The organism is Kushneria pakistanensis, from assembly GCF_014652795.1.
In the GTDB taxonomy this organism is placed as follows: Bacteria; Pseudomonadota; Gammaproteobacteria; order Pseudomonadales; family Halomonadaceae; genus Kushneria; species Kushneria pakistanensis.
The window spans coordinates 270,320-288,290 of the sequence record NZ_BMZM01000001.1; the positions used below are offsets into that span (position 1 = coordinate 270,320).

The following is a 17,971-nucleotide window of genomic DNA, read 5'->3' on the forward strand; positions in this document are numbered from 1 at the left end:
AAGGGCGCCAATCGTAGTAAAGTGGCGCGCCTTGTCGCGGCCCTCCCGGGGTGCGACGCGCCAGCCTCACCGCTGGCCTCTGCTGATCGAATTGTGCCCGGAGCTGTCCACTGGAATGCGCCTGACATCCATAAAACTGGTCGGATTCAAATCCTTTGTCGACCCGGTGACAGTCCCCTTTGATACCGACATGACCGCCATCGTCGGACCCAATGGCTGTGGCAAGTCCAACGTCATCGATGCCGTGCGCTGGGTGATGGGCGAGTCCTCGGCCAAATACCTGCGCGGCGAATCGATGGCCGATGTCATCTTCAACGGCTCGACCGGGCGCAAGCCGGTCGGCCAGGCCTCGATCGAGCTCACTTTCGACAACCAGGAAGGCAAGCTGGGCGGTGCCTGGGCGCAGTATGGCGAGATTGCCGTACGCCGACTGGTCACGCGTGACGGTCAGTCCCAGTACTTCTTCAACGGCCAGAAATGTCGCCGCCGCGATATCGCTGATCTCTTTCTGGGTACCGGGCTGGGCCCGCGCTCCTACGCCATCATCGGCCAGGGCATGATCTCCCGGCTGGTCGAGGCACGCCCCGAGGAGCTGCGTGCCACGCTGGAAGAGGCCGCCGGTATCTCACGCTACAAGGAGCGTCGCCGCGAAACCGAAAATCGCATGCGTCGCACCACCGAAAATCTCGAGCGACTCGATGACCTTCGCGAGGAGCTCGACAAGCAGCTTGAGCGTCTCAAGCGTCAGGCCGAGGCCGCAAGACGCTATCGCGAACTGAAAGGACGTGAGCATCGTCTCAAGGGCGAGCTGGCGCTCATTCGCGCCCGGACCCTTCGTGAGCAGCAGCGCACCCGTGACACCCGGGTCCGTGAGCTTGAAAACAGCGTCGAGCGCAACGTACTGGGCATGCGTGAAAGCGAAAACCGTCTCGAGCAGTCCCGCAGCCAGCATGACGCCCTGGCCGAGACCCTCGATGCCCGCCAGCGCGCCTTCTACGACACCGGCGCCGCCATCGCTCGAATGGAGCAGCAGCTGGAAAGCGCCCGGGCGCGCGAACAGCAAAGCGAGGCCGACATTGCCGCCATTGATCGGGACCTGACCGATCTGGCGCGCCTGGCCGGTGAAGATGACGTGCGTTATCAGGAGATCACCGCCCGCCTTGAGGCGCTTGCCCCGGAGCTTGATGCCGCACGTGAGGCCCTTGAAATGATCGAGGCCGGCCTTGAAGAGGCCGGCGAGCGAGAGCAGGCAGCACTGGAAGCCTGGGAGGCCTTCAGTGAGCAGCATCAGCATGCCACCCGCAGCGCCGAACGTGCCCAGAGCGAGGTGCAGCGCCTTGAGGGTGTCATCAACGATCTCAACGTTCGTATTGCCAAACGTCAGCAGCAGCGTGACGAACTGCCCGAGCAGGCAGCGCTGGTGGAAGAGCGCGAGATGGCAGCCGAGCGGCTGGCGGAAATGGATCTCGAGATCGAGGCTGACGAGTCGCGCAGGCTCGAGCTGCGCCAGGGCATGGATGACAGCGAGACACGACTTCAGACACTAAGCGCCGCGCGCGATGACCACCAGGCCCGGCGCAGTGCGCTACAGGGCGAGCGTGCTTCGCTTGAAGCACTGATTCGTGCCGCCCTGGACAGTGGCAGCGAAGCCCTTGATGCCCACCTTCAGGCGCATGACCTTGCCGGTGCGCCACAGCTGGCTGAAAGCCTCCAGGTCGAGGCTGGCTGGGAAGCTGCAGTCGATGTCGTCCTGAGCCCGTGGCTGGCCGCGCGTTTGACCGATGTCGAGGGCGCACGCGCTGCCGTGGATGCTCTGCCGGGTGGGGCACTGACACTGTTGGACGAAGGGCCGGCGACCTCAGCGCCGCCCGCCGGATCCCTGGCGGCCAGGGTCACCGGGGCCCAGGCACTGGGAGATCTTCTGGGCCTTGTCAAAACGGCAGAGAACGACGATCGCGCCTGGCAGCTGCGTGAGCAGTTGGCGCCTGGAGAAAGCGTGATCGCGCCTTCCGGGCTGTGGCTGGGCCGTCACTGGGTGCATCGGCGCACCCATGATGATCAGACCGGCAGTGTCGTGGCCAATCGCCAGCGGCGTGATCGAATTGATCAGGAGCTTGCCGAGCTGGACGCGCAGATGGCCCGTGATGAGGCGCAGATCGAGGCGCTTCGCGAACAGCGCACGCGCGACGGTGATGCGCTGGAAGCCCTTTACGCGCATCAGCGTGAGCAGCAGCGCAGGCGTCAGCAGCTGGTGCTGGAAGAATCGCAGCTGGGCACCCGGCTTGAGCATCTGCGGGCCCGCGACAGCGAGCTGGAAGAAGAGCTCTCACTCATGCGCGAGCAGCTTGAAGAACAGCGGCTCAACCATGAGCAGGCACGCGAGCAGTGGGACCAGGCGCTCGGCGCCCTCGAGGACAACGACGCCCAGCGTCAACAGCTGGAGCGACAGCGGCGCGAAACCCGGGAAGCACGTGAAGCGGTCAACGCGCGTCTGGCCCCGGCACGCGAGACCATCAATACGCTGGAGCTTGAGCGCCAGCGGTTGAGCACCGAGCTTCAGGGCATCGAAGGCCAGCGTACCCGCGCCGGTGACCAGCGTGCGCGCCTTGAAGAAAAGCGTGAGATGCTCAAAGAGCAGCGTGAAGAGGCGCTCGAGCCGCTTGAAATGCTGCGCGAGTCTCTTGATGATGCCCTGCATCAGCGCACGCGCGAGGAGCAGCTGCTCAACGAGTGTCGCGACGAGGCCAGCGCCATCGGCAATGCCATGCGCGAGCTCGAGCAAAAGCGCCAGGGGCATGAGCGGGAGCTGGAGACCCTGCGCGAACAGCTTGAGGCCGAGCGCATGGATGTTCAGGCGCTGCGCCTCAAGGCAGAGGCGCAGGAGCAGCAGATTGTCGAGCTGGGCCATGACAGCGCGGCGCTGGCGGAAAATCTGGCGGCCGGTGCCTCCGAGCAGGCGTGGCAGGAAGAGCTTGAATCGGTCAGCGACAAGATTCGCCGGCTGGGGGCGATCAACCTGGCCGCCATTGAAGAATACGAGCAGCAGCTTGAGCGTCGTGACTATCTTCAGGGACAGCACGCGGAACTGACCGAAGCACTTGATACCCTGAGTCAGGCCATCAGGAAAATAGATCAGGAGACGCGTACGCGCTTCAAGCAGGTCTTTGAAGAGGTCAATGAGCGGCTGGGAGAGCTCTTTCCGCGCGTCTTTGGCGGTGGGGCGGCCTGGCTGACCCTGACCGGTGATGATCTGCTGGAGACCGGCGTGGCAATCATGGCAACACCGCCGGGCAAGAAAAACAGCACCATTCATCTGCTCTCCGGCGGAGAAAAGACGCTCACGGCACTGTCGCTGGTATTTGCGATCTTCCAGCTCAATCCGGCACCCTTTTGCATGCTTGATGAGGTGGATGCCCCGCTGGATGACGCCAATGTGGGGCGCTATGCGAAACTGGTTCGCGAGATGTCACAAAATGTGCAGTTTATCTACATTACACATAACAAGATTGCCATGGAGGCAGCAGACCGCCTGATGGGCGTCACCATGCAGGAGCCGGGCGTATCGCGTCTGGTTTCGGTGGGCGTGGAGGAAGCCGCCGAACTTGCACAGGCGTGATATCAGGGGGTAAGCGCGGGGCAGGTCCTGAATGCCGGGACCTGGCCGCAGGGACTTTCGCAGGGATATAATCGAAGGGCGATTGCGCAATATGTGTCGTTGACGTCATATTGCTGTCATCGGACGACAACTTTCACTTGATGAGAGACATTCGTCCACTTCATTCGAAAGGCGATCGCGCCATGTCCGCCATTGGCATGGTGCCAACAACAGGCATGATTACATGGAATTGAGAGAGTGGCTCATTATCCTGGGGCTGGTTCTCGTCGCCATTATTCTGGTCGACGGTGTCCGGCGCCTGCAGCGGCAGCGGCGTGGCCTGCGCATGGACCTTTCACGCGATATCGATGCCAGTGCACCGGCACGTGATCAGGAAGATATCGAACGGGAAGAGCGCATGAGCTGGGAGTTGCCCAACGGCGGGGCCCGCGTGGTTTCCCGGGGTGAGCGCGATATCGATGATCGCTTCGATGAGCCTGTCATGCAGACGTCGCGGGATCAGGATATCGAGCGCGACCTTGAAGACGATGACATCGATGAGCGCGAGGCACCGATCCATCGCTCGCGTGAGCGTCATGTCCCGGCGCGTGAATTTGATCAACCCTCGGATCATGAATATGACGACGAGGACGACGCGATGGAAGAGGCGCCCCCGCGTCGTCGCGATGAGTTCGCCCGTCGTCTGAAATCGGTTTTCCCGTTCGGGGACGGCAAGCGTGCACCGCGCGAGGACGTGCGACTGGACACGCCGCCTCGCGGCCAGACGCCGGTAGCGCCCGAGCCCGAGCGGTCTGCGTCTCGAGATGATCCCTGGCCCGATGATGCATATGACGATGATCCCCTGTTTGCCCGCGATGATCGACGTGAGCCGTCGGCAGACATGGCCTTTGAAGAAAACGATGACGTTGTCCCGCTGGACGAGCCCGTACCCGAAGCGCCGCCCCGGTCGTCACGGTTTGACAGTGCGCGCTGGGCGTCGCGTCATCCGGTACTCGAGCGTGCCGCACGCAGCATGATCGAGGGCGAGTCGGCGCGCACTGCGCTCGCCGATGCCGAAGAAGTCGTGGTGATCAGCGTCATGTCCCGTGATGAGGACGGCTTTCACGGGCCCGATCTTCTTCAACTGGTACTGGCCTGCGGGCTGCGTCTTGATGATCGCGGCGTTTTTCACCGCTTTGAAACCGAGTCCCATCAGAGCCCGCTGCAGTTTTCGATGGTCAATGTCGTCAAGCCCGGTACCTTTGACCTGGAGACACTGGAGGAAGAAGGTACGCCCGGCGTGACCTTCCTGATGCCCATGCCCAGCGCCGAATCCTCGCGCGAGGCGTTCGAGGCCATGTTTGAAACCGCCATGGTGCTGGTACGCAATCTGGGCGGCGAGCTCAAGGACGAAAACCACAGCGTCATGACGGGTCAGACCGTCGAGTTTGCCCGTCAACGGGTGCACGAGTTCGAGCGTCGCTGGCGGCTGCACCGCCATCAGGTGCAGTGAAGGGCAGGGATATTCGTACGTGTCATGGGGGCCTTCGGGCCCCCTGGTTGTTTTAGCCCCCCGCCAGTCAGGTGTTGGTCGATACTGATACATGCTGACCCCTGTTGTTGTCGCTGGACGTAACGCCCGGCGGCCATGTCAAACGGAATGAATCACTGCCATGTGTGCAAAAAACAAAGCAGTTCCTGTGGCCGATGAGATTGCCACGCTTCGGGCGCAGCTCGAGGACGCCAGCTATCGCTACTACGTCGAGGATGACCCGACCATTCCCGATGTCGAGTACGACCGCATGCTGCGAAGACTTCAGGAGATCGAGGCCGAGCATCCAGAGCTGGTGACGGCGGATTCGCCTACGCAACGTGTTGGCGCACCCCCTGCTGCGGGCTTCCCCGAGGTGCGCCATGCCGTCGCCATGCTGTCACTGGATAACGCCTTTGATGAGCAGGAAGTGCGCGCCTTCGCGCGCCGGGTCGCTGAACGGCTGGAAGCCGATGAGCAGGAGATCGTTTTTTGCTGTGAGCCCAAGCTGGATGGGCTGGCGGTGTCACTGGTGTATGAAAATGGGCTGCTGGTACAGGGCGCAACCCGCGGCGATGGGCGTACCGGTGAGGGCATTACTGCCAATCTACGCACGCTCAGATCCATACCGCTCAAACTGCGGGGCGACAACCTGCCGGCGTTGCTTGAAGTGCGCGGCGAGGTCTACATGAGTCATTCAGGCTTTGAGAAGCTCAATGACGATGCCCGCGCCCAGGGCAGCAAGGTCTTTGCCAACCCGCGCAACGCTGCCGCCGGTAGCCTGCGCCAGCTGGACCCCGGCATTGCCGCCGCCCGGCCGCTGGAGTTTTGCGCCTATCAGGTGGCGCGTATTGATGACGAGTGGCTCAGGCCCAGTCATTCCGCGCTGATGCAGCAGCTGCGCGCACTGGGCTTTCGCTCGAGTCCCGAGCTTGACGTCGTCACGGGCGCCGACGGTCTGGTCGATTTCTGCGAAAAAATGGGCAGACGCCGCGAAACGCTTGATTACGATATTGACGGTGCCGTGCTCAAGGTCGACGACCTGCGCGCCCAGCGCGAGCTCGGCTTTGTCTCGCGCGCCCCGCGCTGGGCGATGGCCTTCAAGTTCCCCGCCCAGGAGCAGACCACGATCATCCGGGATGTCACCTTTCAGGTTGGACGTACCGGACGGCTGACGCCGGTGGCTCGTCTTGAGCCCGTCCAGGTAGCCGGTGTGACGGTGTCCAATGCCACCCTGCACAACATGGATGAAATCGAGCGTCTCGATGCCCGCATCGGTGACACCGTGATCATCCGACGGGCCGGCGATGTCATTCCCCAGATTGTCAGCGTGATTCAGGATGCCCGTCCCGAGGATGCTCGCGTCATCGAGATGCCTGCGCAGTGTCCGGTCTGTGAGTCCCGTGTGGAGCGTGTCGGTGACGAGGTCGACGCCCGATGTTCCGGGGGTCTTTTCTGCCCGGCCCAGCGCAAGGAGGCGTTGAAGCACTTTGCCAGCCGCCGCGCGCTGGATATCGACGGACTGGGCACCAAGCTGATCGAGGCGCTGGTCGAGCGCGAATGGGTGAAAACGCCGGCCGATCTGTTTCGTCTTGAAGCATCCTCGCTTGCCGAGCTGCCGCGCATGGCGCAAAAATCCGCCGACAATCTGGTGGCGTCGCTTGCGCGCTCCAGACACACCACGCTGCCGCGCTTTATCTACGCCCTGGGCATCACGGAAGTCGGCGAGGCGACCGCCAATGCGCTGGCCCTGCACTTTGGCGAACTGCGTCGAGTCATGGATGCCTCGCAGGAGGCGCTGGAGGCCGTAGCTGACATCGGCCCGATCGTGGCCGGCCACATCCACAATTTCTTTGCCGAGACCCACAATCGCGAGACGATCGAGGATCTGATCCGGGTCGGTGTTGACTGGGAAGAGGTGAGCGTGGGCGAGCGTGAGCAGCCGCTGGCCGGACAGACCTGGGTGCTGACCGGCACACTGGAAACGCTGACCCGTGATGAGGCGAAAGCGCGGCTGGTGGCGCTGGGCGCGAAGGTCAGCGGTAGCGTGTCGAAGAAAACGCATGCCGTGGTCGCCGGTGACGCCGCCGGCAGCAAGCTGGAAAAGGCGCAACAGCTCGGGGTGGACGTCATGAGCGAGCAGGGCCTGCTGACCCTGTTGAAGCAGCATGAAAGTGCCCCCTCATCGGAGACAACGTCATGAGCAGTGGAAGATTTGTAGAAGTACCCTCGCGCATGCTGCCCCCGGATACCCTTGACCGGCTGCTGGCAGAGTTTGTCACCCGTCAGGGCTATGACACGACGGATACCGGGGAAGGCGAGCGCGGCTGGATCGGCGAGGTCAGTGCCCAGCTTGCGCGCGGCGAGCTTCTGATCGTGCATGACCTGCAGACCGAGCTGACCGAGGTCATGACGCTGGAGCAGTGGCGCGCCTTTGGCCGCCAGATCGCCGATGATGAGGAGGAGGGCGATTAACGCGCCTGAGCGCTTGTCGGACATGAAAAACGCCGCCCCGAGGGGCGGCGTCTTCTTTCTGCTCAGGTGACTCGTCAGGCAAAGAGCAGCGGCACCAGAATGCTCGATACCAGCAGGATCAGCGCTCCGCCCAGGCGTGAGGAGATCTGGGCAAAGGGCATCAGCTGCATGCGGTTGGCTGCCGACAGCACGGCCACATCGCCGGTACCGCCCATGTTGGCCATGCAAAGCCCGGCGGTGATGGCGGATTCGATCGGGTAGAAGCCCACCAGACGGCCCACCAGACCGGCGCCAAAGGCGGCACCGGCCACGACGGCGAAAACGATCAGGACATAGGTGATCGACAGGGCATCAAGTACCTGGCCCAGGTCGGTATAGGCAATGCCGATGCCGAACAGCAGGGCAAAGGTCCAGTTTTTGGCCACAAAGCGGAACCACTGTGCTGCGGCATCGTTGACACTTTCCGGCAGCAGGCCGCTGATCTTGACCAGGGCCACCAGGATGATCATCAGCGCGTAGGGGTGCAGCGGAATGAAGGTGCCCAGAATCTCGCCGGTGACATAGAAACTCAGCGCCGCCACGATACCGATGCCCAGCTTGCTCAGCTCCGGTGCGGTCTCGCTTTCATTGATTTCGACCCCCGGCATCATCTGACCGTTGCCGGTCAGCGATGGCATGCGCTTGCCCAGACCGTTGAGCAGCCCGGCAATGACAATGGCAAAGACGTTACCCAGCGCCAGCGCCGGTACCAGAATCGAGATGTAATAGCTGGCCGGCTGGCCCAGCAGCTGCTCGTAGATCTGGCTCAGCGGTACGGCACCTGCGCCCATGCCACCGCCCATGATGGGCAGGGTGATCACGACCACGGCGTCCTGGGGGGAAAAGCCCAGCAGCAGACCGGCGCCCATGGCAAAGAGCGCTGCAAAGAGCACCGAGCACAACAGCGGCAGGGCAAAGCGGGTGCCGACCTTGACCAGCACCCTTGAATCCATGCCCAGAATGCTGCCGGTAATCAGGGCAGCAATGTAGAAGTTGAGAAAGCCACCGCCCTGCATGAACGAGGCGACATTGTCGCTGACGCTCTGGGGCAGCCACTGCAGATAGACCAGGGTGGCCGCGCCAAAGATGGCCAGAATGGCGCCACCGCCCAGATAGCTTTTGACGATGGGCAAGCGGTCACCGATAAAGCCCAGCAGCTCGCCCAGCACCATCATGGCGGCCAGTGCGCCAATCATGCCGGTAGGCAGCGCGTCCAGCACCATGGCAACAATCAGCACGGCCAGAACAATGGCATAAAGCGGCAGTGATAGGCCGAAAATGCGCCAGGACGCATAGTGCGCAGTAGAGGGGGTCTTGGTCGCCCTCGCAGTGTCAGGCTGTGACATGGCAATGACCTGTTGTCGTTAAATCAGGAAACGGATGGGATAACGGATACCCTGTGTCAGGGCAGCATAGCGATGATATATACGGACCCCTGACAGGCTGACGCGAGGATTACGGACGTGTCGCCCATGACCAAGTTTTATGAATTAAAGAAACCTTTTTGAAAATAATGAAAACAAAACCCATCCGTTGCTCATAACGCGCTGTCTTATGGAATAACACCAAGGTTTAAGCCTGTTGGGTCGCGTTCCCGTCGCCGGTAAAACGACGAGACACGTGCGCGTTCTGGCACAATAGGACAGATGCCCTCAATGCCACCCATGAAGCGCCCCATGACAGGATCTGCCCCGGACGTGAACGAACATCCCTGGCCGCGCAAATCGCCGGTCCGTCTGAATACGCTGGCCGCGCTGCTGGCCTTCATGACCATCATGGCTTCGCTGATCGTGGCCTATGGCGTCTTCAGTGACCAGCTCTGGCGCAGTATCACGGGCGTGCAGCAGGAGCGCGTGGTCAATGTCGCCACCACCCTGTCGCGCAGCAGTGAAGTGATCGAGGCGCTGACCAGCGGCGCACCGCCCTCGCCGGATTCCGACATCGAGCAGCGCATGGAGGCGCTGCGCGAGCTGCTCAACGTCAATTTCATTGTCATCGTGGACCCTGACAGCATCCGGTTGACCCATCCCAACCGGGAGTGGATCGGCCATCGGTTTCGCGGCGGCGATGAAGGTCCGGCGCTGGAAGGTGCGCGCTACGCCTCGCTGGCGATAGGCACGCTGGGCACCAGTATTCGCGGTTTCGCCCCCGTACATGACGCCAGTGGCCATATCATCGGGGCCGTTTCCGTGGGTGTCACCCTGTCACATCTGGCGCCGCTGCGCGCGGCCTCGCACAAGCGACTGCTGTTTCTCTTTCTGGCAATACTCGCGATCGGCGGGCTGGGGTCGGCGTGGCTGGCGCGTACCATTCGGCGTCGCCTGATGGGCATGGAGCCTGATGACATTGCCCGTCTGGTGGCCGAACGGCGGGTCACGCTGGACGCCATTCATGAAGGCGTCATTGCCGTGGATGCCCAGGCCAATGTCACGCTGATCAACCCGGCGGCACGGTCGCTGCTGGGCGATCTCAAGGCGCATCAGATCGTGCTGGGCGAAAGGCTCAGAGTGCTGTTGCCCGGTAGTGAACGCGGGCATCATGCGCTCAGCGATCGAGCGGTGATCAATCGTCGCATGCAGCTGGGCGGGCGCGCCTTTCTGGGCAACTACCAGCCGATGCTGGCTGACGGGCAGCTGGTGGGAGCGGTCATGACCTTTCGGGACAGTCATGAAATGCAGGCCCTGGCAGAGGAGCTGACCGGTGTCAGACGCTACGCCGAAGCGCTGCGCGCTACCACCCACGAGTTCAAGAACAAGCTGCATGTCATTCTGGGGCTGACCCAGCTCGAGGACCTGCCGGCACTGAGGCAATATCTGCGTGAGCTGGTTGATTATCGCCACGCCGTGTCGGAGTCGATTGTCGAGCGCGTGCGCGAACCGGTGCTGGCAGGCTTTCTGATCGGCAAGCAGAGCGAGGCCCGGGAGAAGGGCATCACACTGAGTGTCGAGGCGGATACGCCCATTCCTCAGGCCAGCGATGGTGCCACCGTGCATGCGCTGGTCAGTATCATCGGCAATCTGCTGGAGAATGCCTTCGAGGCGCTCGACGCGCGTGACGACCCCCGGGTAGCCATTCACATGGCACTGGAATCACGCATGCTGTCGCTGCAGATCCAGGATAACGGCGCCGGTATCGACCCCGAGCGCCAGACGCACATCTTTGAGCGCGGCATCTCCAGCAAGGGGGAGCGCCGCGGTCTGGGACTTTTTCTGGTCCGTGAGCAGGTGGACGCCGTTGAAGGTACCCTGTCGCTTTATTCACTGCCCGGACAGGGCACGCTGATCGAGGTCAGCTACCCCTATCGTCCCGCCAATGGGGCCTCGCATGATGAGGCGGCGAGCGGGCGAACACGTCAATGACACCCTGCGCAGGTCCTGCCTGCGTGTTCATCAGGTTCAAGAGCAGCCACGCATGAGAGTACTGATCGTAGAAGATGACCCGATGGTCATGAAGCTCAATGTCGACTACCTCACCCGGGTTGGCGAGATGCAGCTGGTGGGGCGCTGCAGTGATGTCACCACGGCACTGGTGGTGCTGGAGCGCGAGACCGTGGATGTGGTGCTGCTGGATGTCTATCTGGGCAAGCGCAGCGGTCTGGAGGTGGCCGGCTGGCTGCGCGAGCGCGATATCGACACCGATATCATCCTGATCACTGCCGCCTCGGAAACCGAGACCGTGCGTGAGGCGCGCCGGCTGGGCGTCAACGACTTTCTGGTCAAGCCGTTCGAGTTCAAGCGCTTTCGCGAGGCGCTCGAGACCTGCCGGCAGCGGCGCGAGGCCCTGGATGTCCTGAGCGATCAGGTCGATCAGCAGACGCTGGATACGCTCTTTCGCGCCGACAGCAATGCGCCCAGGCGCCTCAACGGTCTGCCCAAGGGGCTGACCGCCCACAGCCTGGCGCAGGTCTGTGATGCCATTCTGGCCCTGCCTCAGGATGAGTTTTCCACCGAGGGGCTGGCCGAGGTCGCCGGCATGTCACGGGTGTCGATTCGAAAGTATCTCAAGTATCTGGCCAATCTTGGCTTTCTCACCGAATCCTTTGCCTATGGCCAGGTCGGGCGGCCCTCGTTCTCCTATCGCTGCCTGGATCGGGAAGCCCTTGAGCGCATTGTCAGCAGCTAGGTCGCCTGATCCTCGCGGCGAATGATGGCGCGAATCAAACGCCGCCCCGGATTGAGATGATCCACCAGCAACTCGGGCAGCGGCAGGGGCTCTTCGCAGATGCGCGAGGCCAGAAGCTCCGCGACCAGCGGCGCGCTGACCAGCCCACGCGAGCCGTGGGCAAGCGTCACCCACAGGCCCGGCTGATAGCGCCCCAATACGTTTGGCACGCGTGTGGCATCAAACCCCAGACTCGCATAAGCCTCCCGCCAGTGCGCGACCTGCGGCAGGCCACCGGCGTAGGGAGACTTGTCAGGACTGGCGCACCGTATGCCGCTGCGGGAGGGCAGTGCCGGCGCCGCCTGCAGGGCCTGAACCAGCCCCGGCAGGGTGCGACCAAGCTCTTCGAGATTGAAAACGTCATCCTCGGCGCGCAGCGCCAGATCACGGTCATTGGGAGCAAAGGAGGCACCAATGGTCTGGATACCTTCCCACGCTGGCGGCGTGTAGCCACCGGCACACACGACACAGTGTGGCGACAGCGCCTGCATCGTTTCATCAAGTTGATAATGACTGACCTGACCGCGCACGGCCTGCAACGGCAAAAATTGTGAGGCCGAAAGCCTTTTCGCGCCGTCCGCGCAGGCCAGCACCACGTGATCGGCTTCCAGGCAGGTGCCGTCGCTGAGCGTCAGCACATGACGCGCGCCTTCCTGATCGATCGTCTCAAGAGCGGCCTGATGTTGCGTGATGCCGGCCGTGCCGGCCAGGTACGCACAGAGTCGGTCCGGGCGTACCCAGCCGGCACCAGGGTAATACAGCCCGTAACGCACGCTCTCGGCAAGCCCTTGTCCGGCAATGTGCTCGGCTTCATCACGGTCAACACCCCGCACCACGCTGTCGGGCAGCTGCCAGTGATCCAGACAGCGCCGCTGGCGCTCGGCCTCCCGGTCGCTGGTGGCCAGCTGCAGCACCCCGGTGGGGTGCCATAGCGCGTGCGCCGGGTCGATTCGGCCGAGAAAGCGCTGCGTGTACTGCAGCGCGGCAAGATAGAACCGGCTTTGATCGTTGACCTCGGCGGCCGGGCGGATATAGAGCGCGCCCTGACGATTGCCCGAAGCGCCGCTGCCGGGCGGATTCGGATCGATCAGCGTGACGCGCCGCCCGCGCCGCGCCAGTGCATGCGCCACGCTGGCTCCGGCAATGCCGGCACCGATGACGGCGATGTGGTCATTGGGCCCGGCCGGGCGCGGTGTAGCGTCGATTACCCACGGGGTCAGGCGGCGCCGCGCCTGCTTGCGCGGATGCTCGGAAGGCGTTGTGAGCATGTGGCCGCTGAGCATCTCGCGCTTGCGACCAAAGCCTGGAATCTTTTTGACTTCAAAACCGGCCTGGCGCAGGCCACGCTTGACCAACCCGGCACAGGTGAAGGTAGCAAGCGTTGTTCCCTCACGGCTGGCACCGGCCAGGGCAGTAAAAAGCCTTTCTGACCACATGGCCGGGTTTTTGGACGGCGCAAAGCCATCCAGAAACCAGGCATCCACCTGACCCTCCAGCTGCTCAAGGCTTTCAGCGGCGTCGCCGAAATGAAGATCCAGCGTGATGCGCTCGTGCAGCATAATGCGATGAATGCCACGCAGGGCCGGCGGCCACTGCTGCATCAGCGCGCTGACCAGCACGGCGAAGTCTTCATGATGGGCCTGGGCGCGCGCCAGATCCTCACGTGTGAACGGGTGTTGCTCGGTGGAGACGATATGCAGCCGCGCCCTGGCGGGTGCATGCGCCAGAAAGGCGTGCGCGGCGCACAGCACGTTGAGCCCGCTGCCAAAGCCGGTCTCGCCAATGACAAAGGGCCGGGCCTGATGCCAGTCATGCCAGCGCATGGGCAGATGGTTGCTGGCCAGAAAGACATGCTCGGTTTCGCGCCGACCATCTTCACGCGAGAAATAGACATCGCCGTAGTCGACGGCTTCCGGCGCGTTATCGTCGCGCCAGTGAAGCTGCGCCGGCTGCAGGGCAAAAGGCAGTGGGGAGTGATCAGTGGACAAGGGGCAATACCGAAGAAACGTCAGAGATGATCAATTTTTGAACAATTGCTGGCGGGCCTGTCACCATCACGCTTTGCGCAATGTGTTCGCGGGGATCGCACAATGTTGTCACAGGCTTATCCACGCAGAGTGTGCATAACCAAAATCCTGTGGATAAGCGTGTGCGAGCCCCGTTTTAACGGACCCCTGCTGGATCAGGGCAGCACTTTTTTAAACGGTCGGACGCTGACCTGTGCATAAACGCCTGCACCGACGTAGGGGTCATCATCGGCCCAGGCACGCGCCTGCTCCAGGGATTCGAACTCGGCGACGATCAGGCTGCCGCTGAAGCCGGCATCGCCCGGGTCATTGCCGTCCACGGCGGGAAACGGGCCGGCCAGTACCAGGCGTCCCTCGTCACGCAGGGTTTCAATCCGGGCCAGATGCTCCGGACGCACACTCTGTCGCGCCTTGAGACTTTCATCCACATCTTCTCCGATGATGGCGTAAAGCATGCTCACTGCTCCTTTTTATGGGGGTTGGTGCCACTGCCTGTATTGTCATCGCCGGGCAGATGACGCGCCAGATAAACGCCCTGGATGAGAATGAACACAATCGTCAGGCCCATCATGCCAAAGAGCTTGAAATTGACCCAGACTTCCTCGCTGAAATGGGTGAACACGACGATGTTGACCGCCCCCATGGCGAGAAAGAAGGCCACCCAGGCCAGGTTCAGGCGCATCCATACCGGCGCCGGCAGAGTCAGGTTCTTTTCCATCATCCGCTCGATCAATGACTTGCCACCAAACAGCGGCGAGAGCAGAAAGGCCACGGCAAATAGCCAGTTGACCACGGTCGGCTTCCACTTGATGAAATCGCCATCGCCCAGAATCACGGTGGCCCCGCCCAGCAGCACGACCAGTGCCAGCGTGACCAGATGCATCTTCTCGAGCCTGCGCCAGCGCCACCAGGTAAAGAGCACCTGGGCAATGGTGGCCGGAATCAAGACAGCGGTGGCCAGCACGATATCCTTGGTCATCTGATAGACCACAACGAAGATGGCGATCGGCAGAAAGTCGATCAGCATTTTCATACACAACACTCCTGAAAAAATGCCAGAAGGCAACGCTTCCGGCCGAAATACGGCATCAATTGATTCTTTGGAGCACCCGGCGCAACATGCCAGCATTCAAGGCCGTCCTCTCCGGAAGGATGGCAACGCCGTTATACCACGCAGACTCCGCTGCCACCGATTTTGCTGCTACCGAGAGGCCAATGAACGCGCAGGATACTACACCGTCATCCCTTGCCCCCGGATCGTCATCCTTTGACCCGGGCATGACGCTTGAGCAGGCCTGTCATATCGATCTTCACCTGCACTCCACGGCCTCCGATGGCCGACTGTCGCCGCAGGAGCTGATGAGGCTGTGTCATCATCGCGGGCTGTCGTGCGCGGCGCTGACCGATCACGATACCATCGATGGTGTCGAGGCGGCAGCACACGAGGCCCGGGCGCTGGGCATGACGCTGGTGCCCGGCGCCGAGCTGTCCACACGCTGGCAGGGCGTGGGTATTCACGTGGTCGCGATGTGGCATGGCCAGGCTCAGGCACCCATGACCGCGCTGCTTGAGCGGCTGGCCCAGGCCCGTCATGACCGGGCGCTGGAAATTGCCACCCGGCTTGAAAAGGCCGGGCTTGATAACGCCCTCGAGCGGGCGCGCGAACAAAGCCCGGGCGCCCGGCTGCTGGGGCGTCCCGATTTTGCCCGGGCATTGGTGGCAGCAGGGCTGGTGCCCGACATGACGCGCGCGTTCAAGCGCTATCTGGGCGCGGGAAAGACTGGCGACGTCAAGGTGCACTGGCCCACACTGGAAGAAACGCTCGAGAGCGTTCGCCGGGCAGGCGGCGTGGCGGTCGTGGCGCATCCGCTGCGCTATGGACTGACCCGACGCCGGCTGGGGCTGTTGCTCGATGAATTTGCTGCACTGGGCGGTGAGGGGGCCGAGCTGATCAGCGGTTATCAAAATGATAATCGCAGCCGTGACCTGGTCTCGCTGCTCGACAAGCGCGGCCTTTATGCCTCACTGGGCAGTGACTTTCATTATCCGGGAGGGGCGCTTGCGCCGGGCACCCTGAGCGCTGCCCCGCGCAGTCAGCTCCTGCCCATCTGGCAGCACCCGCGACTGGCGCCCGCCTTTGAACGGCCTTGAGCGCCATTTCTCGTCAGACTCAGGAGATATCCCATGAGCCAGTTTTTTTCCCTGCATCCGGAAACTCCACAAAAGCGCCTGCTCACGCAGACGCGTGAGATCCTTGAAAAGGGTGGGGTCATTGCCTATCCCACCGACTCCGGCTATGCGCTGGGCTGCCTGCCGGGCAACAAGAAAGGGGTAGAGCGGATCAAGCGTCTGCGCGGGCTTGATGACAAGCACAACTTCACCCTGATGTTTCCCGACCTCAACGAGATCGGCACCTACGCCCGCATGGACAGCCCCATCTTTCGGGTGCTCAAGGCCCATACGCCGGGCGCTTATACCTTCATTCTCGATGCCACCAATGAAGTGCCCAGGCTGTTGCTGCATCCCAAGCGACGTACCATCGGCATTCGCGTGCCGGATCATCGCATTACCCGGGACATTCTGGAGACTGTTGGCGCGCCGCTGATGAGTGTGACCTTCATCGCGCCGGATGACACGCTGCCCATGACGGATGCCGAAGAGATTCGCGACCGCTTTGGTTCCCAGCTGGATGCCATCATCGACGGTGGTGCCTGTCCGATGGAGCCGACCACGGTGCTGGACATGCGCACGCTGCCGCCTGAAGTACTTCGACAGGGCCGTGGTGATACCAGCGCCTTTGGCTGACCGAGGGTCGCATCCGGTCGGAGAATATATCGAGCGGCATAAAAAAACCTGCAGGCAGACCTGCAGGTTTTTTTAATTGTCGCGCTGGGCCGGGCTATCGCTGATCCGACGGTGTGTCATTCGGTGGCGAATCCGGACTGTCGCGCTTGTCATGCACGTCCTGACTGTCACTGCCGTCATGGGAGGGCGGGGTGCCGTCGCGCTCCTGCTCCAGTCGCCTGGTTTCCTCGTCCAGAGCTTCGCGCTGCTGCTGTAGCTCCTCGATTTCGGCATCGAGCTCCTTGCGTCTGGGGTCATCGGCTTCTTCGTTGAGCCAGGTGCCACAGCGCCGACAGTATTTGGCATCGCGCTCGTGGCCTTCGTGACCACAGCCCGGGCAGGCCTCATCGGAATAGTGATTGCGGTGAATCGAGCGCATTACCTCGGCCGAAAACACGCCGGTAGGCACCGCCAGGATCGAATAACCCAGAATCATCATCATCGCCGAGATGAACTGCCCCACGGGTGTGATGGGTGAAATATCGCCATAGCCCACCGTGGTCAGTGTCACCACGGCCCAGTAGATGGACTTGGGGATGCTGGTATAACCGGCCTCGACCGGCTCGATCAGATAGACCAGCGCGCCGAACACGATGACCAGTGACATGACGGTCATCAGAAACATCAAAATCTTCTGACGGCTGCGCTCCAGGGCTTCAAGCAGCAGGTTGCCTTCGCCGACAAACTCCATCAGACGCAACACCCGGAAAAGACGCATGATACGCAGCACCCTGATCACCAGCAGCGCCTGGGTGCCGGGGAATATCAGGCTCAGCCAGGAGGGGAGCAGACTGAGCAGGTCGATGATGCCGTAGGTGCTTCGGGCATAACGCAGTGGGCGATCCAGACAGTAAAGACGCAGCGCATACTCGATGGTGAAAATCACCGTAAAGATCCACTCGGCGATCACGAACGCGTCCCCGTAGCGCGCCTTCAGACTGACGACACTGTCGAGCAGAATAATGATCACGCTTACCACGATCATGATGATCAGGGCGATATCAAAGCCCTTGGCGGCCGGGGTATCCGATTCAAAAATGATCTGAAAGATACGATCGCGAAGCGTCATTTTCTTTTCGTGGGATTCGCTGCTCACCTTCGCTCCGACATCCTGGGTGGGTAGATAGGGTCCGGGCCCATCGGGGTAACGCCAAAAAATCATGCCATGGCGCTTCAGCAAACGCAGCCCTCGCCGTTAAACACAGCAATACGCTCGACCGTTATCGCATGTCATGCCCGGGGGCCATTTGTCAAAGGCGCGCACGGATAGTGCACGATACGGTCTGTCGCCAGCCAGCA

The 17,971-nt window shown here is 62.1% G+C and carries 13 protein-coding genes; 8 read left to right on the plus strand and 5 right to left on the minus strand.

What is annotated here, in order from left to right; genetic code table 11:
* Window positions 1-115 precede the first annotated feature (115 nt).
* From smc to IE123_RS01195, 4 genes are all read left to right on the plus strand, one after another.
* Window positions 116-3,616, plus strand: coding sequence for a chromosome segregation protein SMC (gene smc / locus IE123_RS01180; protein ID WP_189514290.1), 3,501 nt, complete (start codon window positions 116-118; stop codon window positions 3,614-3,616).
* A 223-nt stretch (window positions 3,617-3,839) separates the two neighbouring features.
* Complete coding sequence (zipA, locus tag IE123_RS01185) at window positions 3,840-5,108, plus strand: cell division protein ZipA (RefSeq protein WP_189514292.1); 1,269 nt, start codon at window positions 3,840-3,842, stop codon at window positions 5,106-5,108.
* 187 nt (window positions 5,109-5,295) lie between these two features.
* Window positions 5,296-7,329 (plus strand): NAD-dependent DNA ligase LigA, encoded by a 2,034-nt coding sequence (ligA, locus tag IE123_RS01190; protein WP_373295790.1) that lies wholly within the window; start codon window positions 5,296-5,298, stop codon window positions 7,327-7,329.
* A complete protein-coding gene (locus IE123_RS01195) occupies window positions 7,326-7,601 on the plus strand; it encodes a YheU family protein (RefSeq protein WP_189514296.1) in 276 nt (91 codons plus the stop codon). Before ligA ends, IE123_RS01195 begins: the two co-directional genes overlap by 4 nt.
* 74 nt (window positions 7,602-7,675) lie before the next feature.
* Here IE123_RS01195 and IE123_RS01200 read toward each other — a convergent pair whose 3' ends face one another.
* Entirely contained in the window at window positions 7,676-8,986 is a 1,311-nt protein-coding gene (locus IE123_RS01200; RefSeq protein WP_189514298.1) for a 2-hydroxycarboxylate transporter family protein, read from the minus strand.
* A gap of 330 nt (window positions 8,987-9,316) precedes the next feature.
* Between IE123_RS01200 and IE123_RS01205 the strand changes: the two genes are divergently transcribed.
* Both IE123_RS01205 and IE123_RS01210 read left to right on the plus strand, forming a co-directional pair.
* Window positions 9,317-10,999 (plus strand): ATP-binding protein, encoded by a 1,683-nt coding sequence (locus IE123_RS01205; RefSeq protein ID WP_189514300.1) that lies wholly within the window; start codon window positions 9,317-9,319, stop codon window positions 10,997-10,999.
* A gap of 52 nt (window positions 11,000-11,051) precedes the next feature.
* Complete coding sequence (locus tag IE123_RS01210; RefSeq protein WP_189514302.1) at window positions 11,052-11,762, plus strand: response regulator; 711 nt, start codon at window positions 11,052-11,054, stop codon at window positions 11,760-11,762.
* On the opposite strand, the gene mnmC is transcribed toward IE123_RS01210, so the two are convergent.
* The 3 genes from mnmC to IE123_RS01225 form a co-directional block, all read right to left on the minus strand.
* On the minus strand, window positions 11,759-13,789 hold the full coding sequence (gene mnmC, locus IE123_RS01215) for a bifunctional tRNA (5-methylaminomethyl-2-thiouridine)(34)-methyltransferase MnmC2/FAD-dependent 5-carboxymethylaminomethyl-2-thiouridine(34) oxidoreductase MnmC1 (RefSeq protein WP_189514304.1): 2,031 nt from the start codon (window positions 13,787-13,789) through the stop codon (window positions 11,759-11,761). The two genes, IE123_RS01210 and mnmC, sit on opposite strands and share 4 nt — an antisense overlap.
* Before the next feature lie 194 nt (window positions 13,790-13,983).
* On the minus strand, window positions 13,984-14,283 hold the full coding sequence (locus IE123_RS01220) for a YciI family protein (RefSeq protein ID WP_189514306.1): 300 nt from the start codon (window positions 14,281-14,283) through the stop codon (window positions 13,984-13,986).
* Between the two features lie 2 nt (window positions 14,284-14,285).
* Window positions 14,286-14,861, minus strand: coding sequence for a septation protein A (locus IE123_RS01225; protein WP_189514308.1), 576 nt, complete (start codon window positions 14,859-14,861; stop codon window positions 14,286-14,288).
* Window positions 14,862-15,043: 182 nt separating this feature from the next.
* On the opposite strand from IE123_RS01225, the gene IE123_RS01230 reads away from it, so the two are divergent.
* Entirely contained in the window at window positions 15,044-15,979 is a 936-nt protein-coding gene (locus tag IE123_RS01230) for a PHP domain-containing protein (RefSeq protein WP_308430177.1), read from the plus strand.
* A gap of 33 nt (window positions 15,980-16,012) precedes the next feature.
* Window positions 16,013-16,633, plus strand: coding sequence for an L-threonylcarbamoyladenylate synthase (locus IE123_RS01235; protein ID WP_189514310.1), 621 nt, complete (start codon window positions 16,013-16,015; stop codon window positions 16,631-16,633).
* 94 nt (window positions 16,634-16,727) lie between these two features.
* On the opposite strand, the gene IE123_RS01240 is transcribed toward IE123_RS01235, so the two are convergent.
* The gene (locus tag IE123_RS01240; protein ID WP_308430178.1) at window positions 16,728-17,768 is read right to left on the minus strand and encodes an ion transporter; all 1,041 of its coding nucleotides are present in this window, start codon (window positions 17,766-17,768) and stop codon (window positions 16,728-16,730) included.
* Between the last annotated feature and the right edge of the window lie 203 nt (window positions 17,769-17,971).

Coding starts and splice junctions, on each gene's coding strand:
- smc (WP_189514290.1), top strand. CDS start 116: ATGCGCCTGACATCCATAAAACTGGTCGGATTCAAATCCTTTGTCGAC.
- zipA (WP_189514292.1), top strand. CDS start 3,840: ATGGAATTGAGAGAGTGGCTCATTATCCTGGGGCTGGTTCTCGTCGCC.
- IE123_RS01195 (WP_189514296.1), top strand. CDS start 7,326: ATGAGCAGTGGAAGATTTGTAGAAGTACCCTCGCGCATGCTGCCCCCG.
- IE123_RS01200 (WP_189514298.1), bottom strand. CDS start 8,986: ATGTCACAGCCTGACACTGCGAGGGCGACCAAGACCCCCTCTACTGCG.
- IE123_RS01205 (WP_189514300.1), top strand. CDS start 9,317: ATGACAGGATCTGCCCCGGACGTGAACGAACATCCCTGGCCGCGCAAA.
- IE123_RS01210 (WP_189514302.1), top strand. CDS start 11,052: ATGAGAGTACTGATCGTAGAAGATGACCCGATGGTCATGAAGCTCAAT.
- IE123_RS01220 (WP_189514306.1), bottom strand. CDS start 14,283: ATGCTTTACGCCATCATCGGAGAAGATGTGGATGAAAGTCTCAAGGCG.
- IE123_RS01225 (WP_189514308.1), bottom strand. CDS start 14,861: ATGAAAATGCTGATCGACTTTCTGCCGATCGCCATCTTCGTTGTGGTC.
- IE123_RS01230 (WP_308430177.1), top strand. CDS start 15,044: ATGAACGCGCAGGATACTACACCGTCATCCCTTGCCCCCGGATCGTCA.
- IE123_RS01235 (WP_189514310.1), top strand. CDS start 16,013: ATGAGCCAGTTTTTTTCCCTGCATCCGGAAACTCCACAAAAGCGCCTG.